18 protein-coding genes and 1 pseudogene are annotated in these 12,705 nt (G+C 56.8%); 14 read left to right on the top strand and 5 right to left on the bottom strand.

Annotated features, from left to right (window positions below):
- The 5 genes from ABJL60_RS20285 to ABJL60_RS20265 all read left to right on the top strand — a co-directional run.
- Positions 1–325, top strand: a 325-nt coding sequence (locus ABJL60_RS20285; RefSeq protein WP_348432372.1) for an amidase family protein, incomplete at its 5' end; no start/stop codon positions are given.
- Between the two features lie 28 nt (positions 326–353).
- Complete coding sequence (locus ABJL60_RS20280) at positions 354–1,502, top strand: substrate-binding domain-containing protein (RefSeq protein WP_348432371.1); 1,149 nt, start codon at positions 354–356, stop codon at positions 1,500–1,502.
- Between the two features lie 12 nt (positions 1,503–1,514).
- The gene (locus ABJL60_RS20275) at positions 1,515–2,360 is read left to right on the top strand and encodes a branched-chain amino acid ABC transporter permease (RefSeq protein ID WP_348432370.1); all 846 of its coding nucleotides are present in this window, start codon (positions 1,515–1,517) and stop codon (positions 2,358–2,360) included.
- The gene (locus ABJL60_RS20270) at positions 2,335–4,080 is read left to right on the top strand and encodes an ATP-binding cassette domain-containing protein (protein WP_348432369.1); all 1,746 of its coding nucleotides are present in this window, start codon (positions 2,335–2,337) and stop codon (positions 4,078–4,080) included. The genes ABJL60_RS20275 and ABJL60_RS20270 overlap by 26 nt, the downstream gene beginning before the upstream one ends.
- The gene (locus ABJL60_RS20265) at positions 4,077–4,760 is read left to right on the top strand and encodes an ATP-binding cassette domain-containing protein (protein ID WP_348432368.1); all 684 of its coding nucleotides are present in this window, start codon (positions 4,077–4,079) and stop codon (positions 4,758–4,760) included. Before ABJL60_RS20270 ends, ABJL60_RS20265 begins: the two co-directional genes overlap by 4 nt.
- A 170-nt stretch (positions 4,761–4,930) precedes the next feature.
- On the opposite strand, the gene ABJL60_RS20260 is transcribed toward ABJL60_RS20265, so the two are convergent.
- From ABJL60_RS20260 to ABJL60_RS20245, 4 genes are all read right to left on the bottom strand, one after another.
- Entirely contained in the window at positions 4,931–5,350 is a 420-nt protein-coding gene (locus tag ABJL60_RS20260; protein ID WP_348432367.1) for a hypothetical protein, read from the bottom strand.
- A 23-nt stretch (positions 5,351–5,373) separates the two neighbouring features.
- The gene (locus ABJL60_RS20255; protein WP_348502188.1) at positions 5,374–5,526 is read right to left on the bottom strand and encodes a hypothetical protein; all 153 of its coding nucleotides are present in this window, start codon (positions 5,524–5,526) and stop codon (positions 5,374–5,376) included.
- Between the two features lie 14 nt (positions 5,527–5,540).
- Complete coding sequence (locus ABJL60_RS20250; protein ID WP_348432373.1) at positions 5,541–6,194, bottom strand: HupE/UreJ family protein; 654 nt, start codon at positions 6,192–6,194, stop codon at positions 5,541–5,543.
- Between the two features lie 139 nt (positions 6,195–6,333).
- Entirely contained in the window at positions 6,334–6,693 is a 360-nt protein-coding gene (locus ABJL60_RS20245; RefSeq protein ID WP_348432366.1) for a hypothetical protein, read from the bottom strand.
- Between the two features lie 64 nt (positions 6,694–6,757).
- On the opposite strand from ABJL60_RS20245, the gene ABJL60_RS20240 reads away from it, so the two are divergent.
- On the top strand, positions 6,758–7,030 hold the full coding sequence (locus ABJL60_RS20240) for a metal-sensing transcriptional repressor (RefSeq protein WP_348289552.1): 273 nt from the start codon (positions 6,758–6,760) through the stop codon (positions 7,028–7,030).
- Between the two features lie 9 nt (positions 7,031–7,039).
- Positions 7,040–8,380: an MFS transporter gene (locus tag ABJL60_RS20235; protein ID WP_348432365.1), complete on the top strand. Its 1,341-nt coding sequence runs from the start codon at positions 7,040–7,042 to the stop codon at positions 8,378–8,380.
- Between the two features lie 36 nt (positions 8,381–8,416).
- Here ABJL60_RS20235 and ABJL60_RS20230 read toward each other — a convergent pair whose 3' ends face one another.
- Positions 8,417–8,956 carry a Crp/Fnr family transcriptional regulator gene (locus ABJL60_RS20230; protein WP_348432364.1) on the bottom strand — a complete coding sequence of 180 codons (540 nt, stop codon included), beginning with the start codon at positions 8,954–8,956 and terminating at the stop codon, positions 8,417–8,419.
- A gap of 45 nt (positions 8,957–9,001) precedes the next feature.
- Here ABJL60_RS20230 and ABJL60_RS20225 point away from each other — a divergent pair, with 45 nt between their 5' ends.
- From ABJL60_RS20225 to ABJL60_RS20195, 7 genes and pseudogenes are all read left to right on the top strand, one after another.
- Complete coding sequence (locus ABJL60_RS20225; RefSeq protein WP_348432363.1) at positions 9,002–9,592, top strand: hypothetical protein; 591 nt, start codon at positions 9,002–9,004, stop codon at positions 9,590–9,592.
- A 102-nt stretch (positions 9,593–9,694) separates the two neighbouring features.
- On the top strand, positions 9,695–9,973 hold the full coding sequence (locus ABJL60_RS20220) for a hypothetical protein (protein ID WP_348432362.1): 279 nt from the start codon (positions 9,695–9,697) through the stop codon (positions 9,971–9,973).
- A gap of 87 nt (positions 9,974–10,060) precedes the next feature.
- Complete coding sequence (locus tag ABJL60_RS20215) at positions 10,061–10,555, top strand: DUF411 domain-containing protein (protein ID WP_348289543.1); 495 nt, start codon at positions 10,061–10,063, stop codon at positions 10,553–10,555.
- The gene (locus ABJL60_RS20210; RefSeq protein WP_348432361.1) at positions 10,552–11,013 is read left to right on the top strand and encodes a c-type cytochrome; all 462 of its coding nucleotides are present in this window, start codon (positions 10,552–10,554) and stop codon (positions 11,011–11,013) included. The genes ABJL60_RS20215 and ABJL60_RS20210 overlap by 4 nt, the downstream gene beginning before the upstream one ends.
- Positions 11,010–11,357: a copper resistance protein CopC gene (locus ABJL60_RS20205; protein WP_348289539.1), complete on the top strand. Its 348-nt coding sequence runs from the start codon at positions 11,010–11,012 to the stop codon at positions 11,355–11,357. Before ABJL60_RS20210 ends, ABJL60_RS20205 begins: the two co-directional genes overlap by 4 nt.
- A gap of 3 nt (positions 11,358–11,360) precedes the next feature.
- A complete protein-coding gene (locus ABJL60_RS20200; RefSeq protein ID WP_348432360.1) occupies positions 11,361–12,239 on the top strand; it encodes a CopD family protein in 879 nt (292 codons plus the stop codon).
- 289 nt (positions 12,240–12,528) lie between these two features.
- A pseudogene (locus tag ABJL60_RS20195) lies at positions 12,529–12,705 on the top strand (IS3 family transposase); the annotation flags it as partial.

Here is a 12,705-nt window from a genome sequence, read left to right as displayed (position 1 = left end):
TGTTCACCGCCCGGCAATGCGCAAAATCTATGCCCAGGTTTTCAGTGATCATGGTTTGGATGCGATCGTCTTTCCCACTACGCCACTGACGGCGCGGCCCATCGGGCAGGACGAAACGGTTGAGTTGAACGGCGCACAAGTTCCCACCTTTCCGACTTATATCCGCAACACCGATCTTGGCTCAAACGTCGGCGCACCGGGCATTTCCTTGCCGTGCCCCGTCACGTCCGGATTGCCCGTCGGCATCGAATTTGACGCATTACCCGGCCAGGACCGCGCCCTATTGGCGCTGGCGCTGGCTGCAGAAAAAGCGATGGCGCAGTAGACGCCGAAACCAACCAGGGAGAAGACACATGTTAAACAAGACACTGCGCCTTTTGGCGAGCACCTCTATCGCGGCCGTGATGATTGGCGGCACGGCATTGGCCGATATCAAAGTCGGCGTACTGGTGCCTGATTCAGGCCCCGCCGGGCTTTTCGGTCCCTCGACGCGCAATGCTGCTGAACTGGCTGCGCAAAAGATCAATGCAGGCGGCGGTATTAACGGCGAACAGATCGAACTGGTGTTTGCGGACGTAGGTGTCCCACCAGCGGAAGCGGCACAGGCCGCGTTACGGCTGTGGAAAGGTGAAGGCGTGCAAGCCTTCATCGGTATGCACGATTCCGCTGTGCGCGAGGCATTGGTGGGGCGGTTCAATGGCGAGGTGCCTTACGTCTACACCCCCGTCTATGAAGGCGGTGCCTGTGCCAATGGTCTTTACGTGACGGGTGAGACCCCAAGCCAGCAATTGGCCCCTGTGATCCCGTATTTGATGGACGCTGAGAAGATTTCAAAATGGTACCTCATCGGGCATGACTATAACTGGCCGCGCGACACAAACGCGCTGGCAAAGGGCTACATTGCCGATGCGGGTGGCGAAGTGGTGGGCGAAGAATACCTGCCATTCTCCGTCGCCGAATTTGACAGCTCGCTTCAGCGGATCAAGGAAAGCGGCGCAGATGCGGTTCTGATCACGCTTGTGGGCGGTGGTTCAGTTGGGTTCAACGTCAGCTTTGCGGGCTTCGGGATGGACGATCAGGCCATCCGGCTTGGCACGTTGATCGAGGAAAACACCCTTGCGGGGATCGGCGCGGACAACGTCAATCGCTTGTTCTCGACATCCGGGTATTTCACTTCGATCAAGGGCGAAGCGGCCGCATCTTTTACGTCTGATTATGCTGCAGCGTTCGGCGCGGATGCACCTGCGCTCAATACGCTGGGTCAATCATCTTATGAGGGCTTAATGCTGCTGGATGCTCTGGCTGAGAAAGCAGGCAGCCTTGATGTGGCGGCGATGGATGCCGCGGCAGAAGGGCTGACTTGGACCACACCGCGCGGGGACAATACTCTGACGGGTCACCATATGGCGCAGACGATTTATCTGGCAGATGGCTCAAGCGGAGCGTTCGAGGTTGTCACATCATTTGATAGCGTCGCTTCATCCGAAGCTTGCGCCAACTAAGCGGCAGCACAGGTGACCATTCTAATCCTCAATCTGATCTGGCAAATCAGCACACTGGCGTTGATTGCGCTGGGGCTTGCCATTGTCTTTGGCAAGCTGCGGATCATGAACATGGCACACGGAGAGTTTGTGATGATCGGGGCCTATGCGCCGGTCATCACCTCCAGCCTCGGGTTACCCACATGGTTGCAAGTGCCGGTTTGCCTCGTAACTGTGGCGCTGGTCGCATTGTTTCTGGAACGGACGATTATTCGGCATCTTTACGGACGCATGTTCGACAGTCTGCTTGCAACATGGGGCATCGCCATTTTGTTGCGTGAAGTCATCGAATTGATGTTTGGACGTGGCTATCAATCGGTCAGTGTGCCCATTGCGGGTACTGTCGAGATTTTTGGTGCGCAGTACCCTCTCTACCGCATTGCTGTCGTGGGCCTAATTTGCGTTGGTTTTGGCGCGTTGGCGTGGTGGAACCGCAGATCAAAGGTGGCCACACAGATCAAAGCGATGGTCGGCAATCCCGAGCTTGCCCAAGCCGTCGGGATCAACACAAGCCGACTGTCCGCAGCCGCTTTCGTCTTTGGATGCTGCACGGCAGGACTGGCGGGATTGTTGTTGGCCCCCACCATCCGCATTGAGCCAATGATGGGCATCGACTATCTGATCCGCTCGTTTTTCGCGCTGGTTGTGGGCGGCTTGGGCAGCCTCGAAGGTCTGGGCCTTGGCGTCACGCTGATTGCGGGCACCCAATCGGTGATCGGAGCATTGGCCAGCCAGACATATGGGTATCTCGCGGTGCTCACCCTTTCAATTTTATTCCTGTGGTTGAAGCCTGATGGCATCCGTTCTTCTTCCCGTTAGTCTGCTGTTGGCAGCCTTGTTGCTCATTCCCGAGATGTTCGGGGATTTCATGGCGTACCAGATCGGGCTTTATCTGATCTATGGCATCGCCGCGCAGGGTATCGGATACCTCTGGGGCAAAACAGGGATCCTGCCTTTGGGTCAGGCGCTGTTTTTTGGCGTCGCGGCCTATGCCACGGCTTCGACACTGCGAAATGTCGACAGCTTGCCTGCACAATTAGGGCTGGCAGTGGTCGCAATGTTGGTGATCGGTCTGCTGGCCTATGGCCTCGCCGTGTTGATCTTCAAAGGGCGCAGCGAAAGCGGGCCATATTTCTCGCTTATCACACTGGCGCTTGTTATGATTGCCGAACAAGTTGCTAACACTGCCTCCGGCTTGACGGGGGGCTTCAACGGTCTGTCCGGTTACAGCAGTCTTGGTGGCCTCGATCCCTACGGGAATTTCTATTATCTGGTGGTCGGTGCGACGGTTGTGGTTTCTGCCGGGCTACTGGTCCTTAACCGATTGCCCGTCAATCTGGTTGTCAAAGGCGTGGCGGACAATGAGCCGCGTTTGCAGCTTTTGGGCTTTGCGACCCACAGGATCAAGGGATGTGCCTTTGCGGTTTCCGCTGTCATTGCTGCGTTAGCGGGCGGCTTATTCGCCTCTCACCAAGGCATTGTAACGCCAACGGCAACCGGATTCGGCCTGTCTGCCGAGCTGGTCATTCTTGCCGCAATCGGCGGTCGTTTTCATGTTTTGGGTCCCCTCATCGGCGCGGTTCTCGTGGGCTGGGCGTCGGCAGAACTGCGCGACAGCTTTCCCTACTGGGAGATCGTCATGGCGCTGGGTTTCATTCTCGTCGTGCTGAAAGCGCCCGGCGGAATAGCCGAACTGGGTGCCGCGATCATGGCCCGAATTTGGCGATCTGGTGGGACGTCGGGGATCAGCCCTTCCGTAGCGCCTCTCTCGCAAGCGACCCAAGTTCCTGCTCCTGTGATATTTGACGACGTCAGGCTGCAAATTGGTGTCGTGCGTATTCTCAATGGCGTCTCGTTTGAAACACCCAGCAAAGGAATTGTTAGCATCATTGGCCCAAATGGTGCCGGTAAAACCAGTGCATTGAACACGATTACTGGCAATCTCGGCGTCAGCAGTGGTCAAATTAGTTTTGGCGATAAATCTGTTGAGAACCGCGCACCGCACACGGCGTTGGGCAACGGGATCGGGCGTAAACTTCAGGTGCCTTCCGTCTTTTTCTCGATGAGCGTCGCTGAGAACCTGACTCTTTCAATGTTGGCGGCGCGCGCGCGGTGGCGCGACCTTTTCCGGCCTTCTGCGTTTGGATGGCAATCAGCAGCATTGGCTCGCGTCATGGGTAACGCTGATTTGTCACTTGCGCGCGACCTGTCAAAAACTGCAGGCAGCCTACCCCAAGGGCATCGCCAGTTTCTTGAATTTGCCATGACCACGGCCGCAGAACCCGCGTTGCTGCTACTGGACGAGCCGTGCGCGGGTCTGTCGCCGGATGAAACCGCACTGATGACGCGATTGGTCCAAGAATATCAGGATCAAAGCGGTGGATTGGTGATCGTGATTGAGCATGACATGAGCATTGTCGAGGCCATTTCAGACAAGGTGCTTGTGCTGCATCAGGGGCAGGTTCTCGCCTTTGACAGCTACGAATCCGTCCGAGCCAACCGCCAAGTGCAGGCGGTTTATGCAGGAGCGTCCAAATGACGGTACTATTGGAAGTCGACAAGCTGACAGGTGGCTATGGCGACACGAACGTCATCTTTGACGTGTCTGCCCAAATTTCTGCGGGTCAGGTGCTTGGCGTCTTCGGACGCAACGGTGTTGGCAAAACAACTTTGGCGAGGTTGTTACAAGGCAATCTGAAGCCAGCAGCTGGCCGGCTCGTTCTCAATGGCGAAGATATTTCTGGCCTCAAAGCACATCAACGCCGCGCAAAAGGCATCGGATATATGCCGCAAACGGATATGGTCTTTAACGACCTCACGGTTTGGGAGAACCTTCAGGTAGGCCAGACCGCCCATCCTCTTGAGCCGTATTTTGACTTATTCCCCCGCCTTGCCGAACGCCGTGATCAACCTGCTGGAACAATGTCCGGTGGCGAGCGTAAGATCCTCGCGTTTGTGCGTACGATGATTGAAGGCACTAACGTGATCATCCTAGATGAACCATCCGAAGGCGTGCAGCCTGAAAACATCGAACTAATGGCGGAGTGCGTAAGAAAACGTGTAACTGCCGGAGCCGGCGTGTTTTTATGCGAACAGAATTTGAATTTTCTGACCAGTATTTCTGACCATTATCTTGGTATTGATACAGGAAATATCATCATCAATCGGCCTGCCACTGATATAAAATCAGATGACGTGCGTTCGGCATTATCACTGTGACGCCGCAATATTTCTATAACCAGAGTGTCCGCTTTTGCTGCCTTCCCGGACTTTGATTTTTAATAATAGAACGGCAGCTTCGTCCCGCAGACTGTGAATTCGCTTGTGCTGAGATTTTGCAATCGCAGCGAATGGCCGGTTCAACGGGCCGCACCGCAGTATATGATACGTTAGGCACCGCGCAGTTGCAGTGTTACGGTCACCGCTTCATCGTCACGGTTGCGCCAGAACCAGCCATGGTCTCCTGCGAAGGGGGTTTCAAAGCTACCCTCGCCAGACGTTTGGCCGCGACCTTTCTCATACGTGACGTTCTCGCCGTCCGCATGGGCGTGAAGGTCAAAGTTGACCCGCCCACCTGTTGAGGTCCACGCATAATTCAGTGTGGCACCTTCTTCCATCGTGGCTTTGATCTCTGTGGACTCACTCGGCGCGAGGGTGAAAGTGATCTCGTCCTGCCATGATTCTTCTGCGTGAGCAGTGGAGACAAACAGTCCGAAGATGTCATTCATCAAGGATGAGGATTCATCCCCTCCGTGTAGCGCCTCGTCTGCGGCGGCTTCGGCGGCAAGCTGCTGCTTGATCTCGCCCATCTCGGTCAGGCCAAGGATGCTGCCTACGCCCGTCGGGTCCGTCCCGTATTCTGCGGGCAGATAGACACAGACCCCGATGAATACGGGACGGACCCGATACCAGCGATGATCGAGGAACGGCGCAGTTGTGCCTTGGTTGGCAGGTCTTCGATGTTGGGTTGCGGTGCGTTGTGCATTATTCTCTCCAATTCTATGTGCGGGCGATGTAGCCTGCGATTTGCTGGTATGTGAGCAAAACGCCGAGGCCGACCATGATGATGTTCGCGACAGATGCCTGACGCATGAAGTTGGGGCTGCGACGCCAGTAGCCCATGACGATCAGGATCACGAAGAGCGCCAGTAGTTGCCCGACCTCTACCCCGACGTTGAAGGCCAAAAGGTTGGCCAAAAGCCCGTCCTCGGCGATCTGGTATTCGAGGATTTTGGAGGCAAGCCCTGTGCCGTGGAACAGACCGAAGATCAGAGTAGCGGCTTTGGTGTTGGGCTGGAAACCGAACCACTTCTGGAAGGTGCCAAGGTTGTCGAGTGCCTTGTAGACGACTGACAGGCCGATGATCGCGTCGATGATATAGGCGTTGATGCCCCAGCCAAACCACACGCCCAAAAGCATAGTGACCGAGTGGCCGATGGCGAACAGGCTAACGTAAATCGCCACGTCTTTCATATGATAAAGGAAGAACACGACGCCGAGCAAAAACAGGATGTGGTCATATCCCGTCATCATGTGCTTTGCGCCCAGATAGATGAACGAGATGATATGCACCCCGAAAATCTCCTGGATGTAGCCCGCATCGCCGGGGGTCACGTCATGGGCATAGGCAGAGGTCGCGAATGCCATAAGCATCAAGATGACCGTGGTGAAGATGGTCAGAGGCTGGCGCATAGGATGCGACTGCTGCCCCGACCGATAGGATCGGTTTGGTAACATTTGGATTTTCCGTTTGTTGAATGTGAAGTTTTGGGACGCCCTGTTGGGCGCAGCATCACACGCGTGGCGGTCGATCTAATCCGTAGTCTCTGCGGTCAGGCATAGCGCTGTGCGCCATCGCCCAACTTGAGCTGGTCGGCCTTATGGAACCTGAAGGTTCACGTGGCGGTAGAAACGCAATGTTGTGGTCATGATCTGCGATCTCATGGCTGTGACCATGATAGGCATGCATCAGGTCAATGATGTCTTCGTGAGCGTGGCCGTGTTCTTCGATCTCAGCATGATGCTCAGCGACGATCTTTGCCAGTTCAGTGAAGTCATGGGTGACCGAGCGGGAGTTCGCGGACAGGAGCATACCAACCGCCAAAGCGATGGTCAGCAGTCCTCTCAGGTATCCCCTGATTGCCCGTTTCATTCCACCTGCTCTCGTGGGTCTTGGCCCACTTGCCCGATCCCCCCTAGGGGGTTAGTTAACTCATATGACAAAACACACGACCCATGCAAGTCACCCCGCCATCGTCAAACGGCTGAAACGTGCCAACGGGCATTTGGCCAGCGTCATCAAGATGATTGAGGACGAGCAGCCCTGCGTGGACATCGCACAGCAGCTTCACGCGGTGGAGAAGGCCGTGCAGCAGGCCAAACGCACATTGATCCAAGATCATATCGACCATTGCCTAGACGATGCACTGGTCGGAACAGGTGAATCTTCCGTCACTGCCAATTTCAAGGCCATCACCAAGTATCTGTAAGGAACACCCATGCTCTCCGTCCTCGCTGACCGCACTTACCGCCATCTGTTCTTGGCACAGTTAGTGGCGCTGCTGGGGACAGGCTTGGCAACCATCGCACTTGGGCTGCTGGCCTATGATCTTTCAGGCGAACGGGCTGGCCTCGTCCTCGGCACGATCTTCACGATCAAGATGGTGGCCTATGTGGGCATCGCCCCGATTACAGGGGCCTTCGCCAACCGCTGGCCCCGCCGCACCATGCTGGTCAGCCTCGATCTTGTCCGTGCCGTGGTGGCCCTTTGTCTGCCGTTCGTGAGCGAGGTCTGGCAGGTCTACGTCCTGATCTTCGTGCTACAATCCGCATCCGCCGCGTTTACACCGACGTTCCAAGCCACGATCCCCGACATCCTGCCAGAGGAAGACCGCTACACCCGTGCGCTGTCGCTATCGCGTCTGGCCTACGATTTGGAGAACATAATCAGCCCACTGCTGGCCGCGATCCTGCTGACCTTCGTCAGCTTCAACGCCTTGTTCTTTGGCACGGTCATCGGCTTCGCTGGTTCCGCTCTGTTAGTCGTCTCCGTCCTGTTGCCAAGCCCAAAACCAACGGAGCCAAGGGGCATATACGACCGCACCACACGGGGGATGCGCATATACCTCGCCACGCCTCGCCTTCGTGGGTTGTTGTCGCTCAACTTCGCCGCCGCCGCAGCGGGGGCAATGGTGTTGGTGAATACAGTCGTTCTCGTCCGCTCTGACCTTGGCCTTGGGGACACGCAGGTTGTCATTGCCCTCGGAGTCTTCGGTGGTGGATCAATGCTGGCCGCACTGGTCTTACCAAGGCTGCTGGAGAACCAGCCCGATCGCCCAGTGATGATCTGCGGCGCACTGGTGTTAGTAACTGCGCTGTTGGCACTGTCTCTGATGGCATTGGTTTATGAGACGCAATGGATACCGCTGCTGGCAGGTTGGTTCATCATCGGGATTGGCTATTCCGCCATTCTCACGCCCTCTGGACGCTTGCTCAAACGCTCCGCCCACGCAGAGGATCGTCCCGCCGTATACGCCGCCCAGTTCGCCCTATCCCATGTCTGCTGGCTGGTGACCTACCCGCTCGCAGGGTGGCTGATTACTGTTTCCGGTCCAACGGTGACCTTCGCTGTCTTGGCCGTGCTTGCGGGTGCCGGTGTGGTCTGCGGGATTGCTCTCTGGCCGCAGGAAAGCGGCGGACCGGTGACACATTCCCACGATGACCTCCCGAAAGATCATCCGCATGTGCAGGATGGGCAAACGCACAGTCATCCAATCGTCATTGATGACTATCATCCGCATTGGCCACGGATGCGCGAAGTGGATAGTAGAATTGGATAGACACTATGGTCATTGCGTCTAAACGGCCCTGAGCCGCTATGCTCTCCGGCGGGCCAATTCACGATACAGAGCCGGAGGCGAGACGCCGATCTGGTCGGCTACGGTAATCCATTTGCCTTTTAGTGGTTCACCATACAAATCGATCCATGCGTCCAGCCGATCTGCGACGCGGCGCAATCGCAAGATCTCGATCCGCATCCGCTGCGCCTGAACTTCTTTTGCATGGGTCTCAATAAGGCTAAGCGCCGCGTCAGGCCGATCCCCGAGAGCAAAAAGGAATTTGGACCTCGGCAGAACCGCGACTGTTGTGACTGATCGCGCAACGGCATCGTAATGATAGGTTTTGGCGAACAGGGATGCTTCGGCCACAGCCGCGCCTGTGGTCGCGATATGAAGCGTCAGCGGCGCACCGTCTGCCAGCGAACGTTCCAAGGCAATTGAACCGGATTGGACCAGATACATCGACTTCACGGGGTCTTCCCGACGAAACAGAAGCGTCCCTTTTGCAATCTCACGCAAGGGTGCGTCATCAAAGATTTGTATCCAGTGCGACATGATAGAAATCATATATTGCATGACCCGGATCCGATAGGGTGCAATGAAATTACAAGGAAATTGAGGATGCGGTTCAAAATCTATCTTACAGTTGCGGGCCTTATAGGCGCAGCCGCAGTTGCCGTCGCGCAGACCCATGGTTCAGAACACGGGGATGGCATGGATCACACGATGCACGGTCAACGTGGCGAGATAAATGACACTGTTCTCACTGAACCCGGTCAGGGAGCGTTCGCGGCGCTTTCCGAAGTGGTGCGTGTGCTGGAAACCGATCCAGACACCGATTGGGGTCAAGTGAATCTGGCAGGCCTTCGGGCACATCTTGTGGATATGGACAGACTGATTTCGGATGCCGTGGTAGCAGAAACGGACCTTCCTAGTGGCATTGTCGCAACGGTCACAGGCGAAGAGGACACTGTGGCGACGCTCCGGGGTATGGTGCCTGCGCATGCTGCTCAGCTGGCGCGTGATGATAGATGGACTGTGGCCGCTTCACTGTCGGCGACGGGTGTGGAGCTGCGCGTGACCAGCAATGATCCCGCTGTCGTTGCCCGCATTCAGGGCCTTGGTTTCTTTGGGCTGATGGCCAGTCAGGATCATCACCGGGCACATCACCTGATGATGGCGCGGGGTGAAAACGCCCACGGCGAACACTGACGCCGCGACAGCATCTCACGGGTCGTTGACTTGCAATTCGGCATATAGCGCAGGTACGATTGCGCCATGGTCCTAATTCGATGCCTTCTCATTGTGATGCTGATGCTTTCCGCAACGTTTTCTGTGGCGATGGAGGCCGGACATGCAGCCAATTTCGACAGTGAACGTACTGTCGCGGAAACGATGTCAGACGACATGCCTGCGTGTTGTGATGACAGTACCGAACGCGGGCAAACCTGTCACGTACTGCTTGCCTTGCTGCCGGGCGCAGAAGGTTACAGCATGGGGCCAATCACTGGTGAAGATGTGTTTGCGGCAGCCGGTCTTTTGCTGAGCGGCATTGAACCGTCCGGCCCGCTCGATCCGCCGCGCGTGATGTGATCCAGCCTGCGCCATTCCAGCGCAGCCCCCTGAAATCACATCCAAAGCGGGCTTTGCTCGCGCGCTTACTTATCGAGAGGACATCTCATGAAACTCATCAAAGCACTTCTCAGCCTTGCCCCTGCGGCGGCACTGACCCTTGGCCTTGCAACACTTGGCGTGACCGGCATGGCTCATGCAGAAAACCATGCGGACATGGCCGATCACGGCAAAATGCATGTCACGAAAAGCCCGACCTGTGGCTGTTGCGGGGCATGGGTCGCGCTGGCCCGGGAAGAAGGTTACGACATCACAGTGACGGATACCGATGACATAACAAACGCAAAACTGGACGCGGGCGTGCCCGGTAATATGTGGGCCTGCCACACGGCCATGATCGATGGCTATGTTGTCGAGGGCCACGTGCCATTTGCCGCGCTGACCAAACTGCTGGAAGAACGTCCCGACATAGCCGGGATCGCCGTGCCGGGGATGCCCGCCGGATCACCTGGAATGGGGAATGACCCTGACGCCCGCTATGACGTAATCGCTTTTGGTGGTGCGGCGGGCGCAGGCGCGGTCTTTTATCAGGCTGGTTTGTGAAACGACCTCTTTTGATCGCAGTCGCGGGAGCGGCCCTATTGGGGGTCGCTCTCTATGCTCTTGTCCCGTTCTCTGCGGACGTGGGCAGCGTGGTCTTACGCGATGACGACCGCGACATGGTCGCACGAGGCGCTGGGATATATCAGGAGAACTGCGCTTCCTGCCACGGGGCCAATCTCGAAGGCCAGCCAAACTGGCGTGTGGCTGGTGCGGACGGGCGGCTTCCGGCACCTCCTCACGATGCCAGCGGTCATACGTGGCACCACAACGGCGACACCTTGTTCCGCCTGACAAAGTACGGAACCGGGGCGCTAATTGGCGATCCTGACTATGCATCCAACATGCCGATCTATGACGGTGTGCTGACGGATGATGAAATCATCGCCGTCCTCAGCTACATTAAATCAACCTGGCCGGAAGACATCCGCGCGCGTCATGACGAAATGGAAAACAGATGATGAAACAAAGTATTCTGGCAGGCCTGATGATGGCCGTACTGGCGACAGGCGCGATTGCGCACTCGAAGGCCGAAGACACGACGCCAGCGAATGAAGCGATCGTGACCACGGTTGAAGCGATTGAAATGCGCTTTGATGATCCGATGCGCGTGACCGCAATCACAGTGACCGGGCCGGACGGCGACGTGGCGATTGAGCGTGAAACCGGTATGGATGCTGTCACCGAGTTCCGCGCGATACCGCCCGCCGACCTGCCTGCAGGGGCATACACCGTCGATTGGCGGGGGCTCGCGTCTGACGGCCACCCGATGCAAGGCACGTTTGGCTTTACGATCACCAACTGACACATGGAGGGGCTGGCGCAGATCGATGGATGGACGGTAGCTGCCATTCTGGCGAAGGCACTGGGCTATGGTGCTGCACTGCTCGCAATGGGTGGGCCGCTTTTTGTGGCGGCTTTCCCGTTGGCTGCGCCGGACGTCCGACGGTTTGCCATCCGTATCGCGGTCGTTGCGGCTGTCCTTCTTATCGCGGTTCTGGCACTGCGGTTCGGCATTCGGGCCGCACGTATATCAGGCATGGGCCTGCCGGGGATGGTCGATCCGATGATGCTTGCCTTTGTGTGGGACAGCCCGCTTGGCACCGCCGCACCTTGGCGCGGTGCAGGTGTGGTTTTGGTACTGGGCTTGCTGGTACCGGGCCTATTTGGCCGAGTGACGGCTCTTTTCGGGCCGCTTCTGATCGCCATATCGTACACATCCGTAGGACATTCTCTTGGTGAGCCGCGTTGGCTACTGGCCGCGTTACTGGTCCTGCATTTGCTTGCAGCGGCGTTCTGGGTCGGAGCGCTTGCACCACTTCACCATGCGGCGGTTGGCGCAGAGGGCGCGGCGCTGTTGCATAGGTTTGGAAAAGCTGCCGCTATGACAGTCCCTCTGCTCATCATCGTCGGCAGTATCTTTGCTTGGATAATGACAGGATCGCTGTCAGCCCTCTTTGCCACAGCTTACGGCTGGACCCTGATCGCTAAACTGACATTTGTTTCGGGTTTGCTTGGCCTCGCAGGTTTAAACAAGTGGCGGCTTGTCCCTGCTCTGGCAGACGATCGTGTAGGAGCGAGCGACAGCCTGCGGCGCTCAATCGTTTTCGAGGCTACAGCTGTCTTTCTGATCCTACTAACGACCGCCACTCTCACCACCGTAACAACCCCGCCCATTAACTTGTAGCGAAGTTCAACTTGCGCCCGTATTTGTTGCTGCGTTGGTAGAAACTACACGTCCGAAGGTTTGGTTTGCTCGGCAACTCGTAAATATGTGGCGACCATTTTCTGTTTCTTGTTTGAATGGCAGGTTCTTGCGCCGCACCGCGGCGCAGATAATTCTGCAAACGCAGAAATTTCCGTTCTGCGTGCGCGCGCAACGTGAAATCTGAATTTACAGGTTGGGCTCACACTCAGTATTCGCTGCAATCAACATCAATGGCCGCTTTGGTCGCTCGGTCGTGTGATTCACTACCGAGATGAGCATGCAGAATGATTTGCTGAAGGAGGCCTTGGAAAAAAGCGCTAAGGCCGTCTCAGAGGCGAGAGATGGCCATGAACGCGGTCGCAGGGCATGGCGTCAGTATCGCTTTGGCGTGCCGTGCGTTCGATATCAGCGAGACCTGCTATAGATACAGCCCTGTTTTGAGCGA

The organism is Ascidiaceihabitans sp. (assembly GCF_039986515.1).
GTDB lineage: Bacteria > Pseudomonadota > Alphaproteobacteria > Rhodobacterales > Rhodobacteraceae > Ascidiaceihabitans.
This window is presented reverse-complemented; position numbering and strand designations above follow the sequence as displayed.

Bases quoted from the DNA above. Each gene is read 5' to 3' on its own strand.
- ABJL60_RS20245 (WP_348432366.1), bottom strand. From the start codon at position 6,693: ATGAAACGGGCAATCAGGGGATACCTGAGAGGACTGCTGACCATCGCT.
- ABJL60_RS20230 (WP_348432364.1), bottom strand. From the start codon at position 8,956: ATGCAATATATGATTTCTATCATGTCGCACTGGATACAAATCTTTGAT.
- ABJL60_RS20240 (WP_348289552.1), top strand. From the start codon at position 6,758: ATGACAAAACACACGACCCATGCAAGTCACCCCGCCATCGTCAAACGG.
- ABJL60_RS20270 (WP_348432369.1), top strand. From the start codon at position 2,335: ATGGCATCCGTTCTTCTTCCCGTTAGTCTGCTGTTGGCAGCCTTGTTG.
- ABJL60_RS20225 (WP_348432363.1), top strand. From the start codon at position 9,002: ATGCGGTTCAAAATCTATCTTACAGTTGCGGGCCTTATAGGCGCAGCC.
- ABJL60_RS20200 (WP_348432360.1), top strand. From the start codon at position 11,361: ATGGAGGGGCTGGCGCAGATCGATGGATGGACGGTAGCTGCCATTCTG.
- ABJL60_RS20260 (WP_348432367.1), bottom strand. From the start codon at position 5,350: ATGGGCGAGATCAAGCAGCAGCTTGCCGCCGAAGCCGCCGCAGACGAG.
- ABJL60_RS20265 (WP_348432368.1), top strand. From the start codon at position 4,077: ATGACGGTACTATTGGAAGTCGACAAGCTGACAGGTGGCTATGGCGAC.
- ABJL60_RS20235 (WP_348432365.1), top strand. From the start codon at position 7,040: ATGCTCTCCGTCCTCGCTGACCGCACTTACCGCCATCTGTTCTTGGCA.
- ABJL60_RS20220 (WP_348432362.1), top strand. From the start codon at position 9,695: ATGCTTTCCGCAACGTTTTCTGTGGCGATGGAGGCCGGACATGCAGCC.
- ABJL60_RS20280 (WP_348432371.1), top strand. From the start codon at position 354: ATGTTAAACAAGACACTGCGCCTTTTGGCGAGCACCTCTATCGCGGCC.
- ABJL60_RS20255 (WP_348502188.1), bottom strand. From the start codon at position 5,526: ATGCACAACGCACCGCAACCCAACATCGAAGACCTGCCAACCAAGGCA.
- ABJL60_RS20205 (WP_348289539.1), top strand. From the start codon at position 11,010: ATGATGAAACAAAGTATTCTGGCAGGCCTGATGATGGCCGTACTGGCG.
- ABJL60_RS20215 (WP_348289543.1), top strand. From the start codon at position 10,061: ATGAAACTCATCAAAGCACTTCTCAGCCTTGCCCCTGCGGCGGCACTG.
- ABJL60_RS20250 (WP_348432373.1), bottom strand. From the start codon at position 6,194: ATGCTTATGGCATTCGCGACCTCTGCCTATGCCCATGACGTGACCCCC.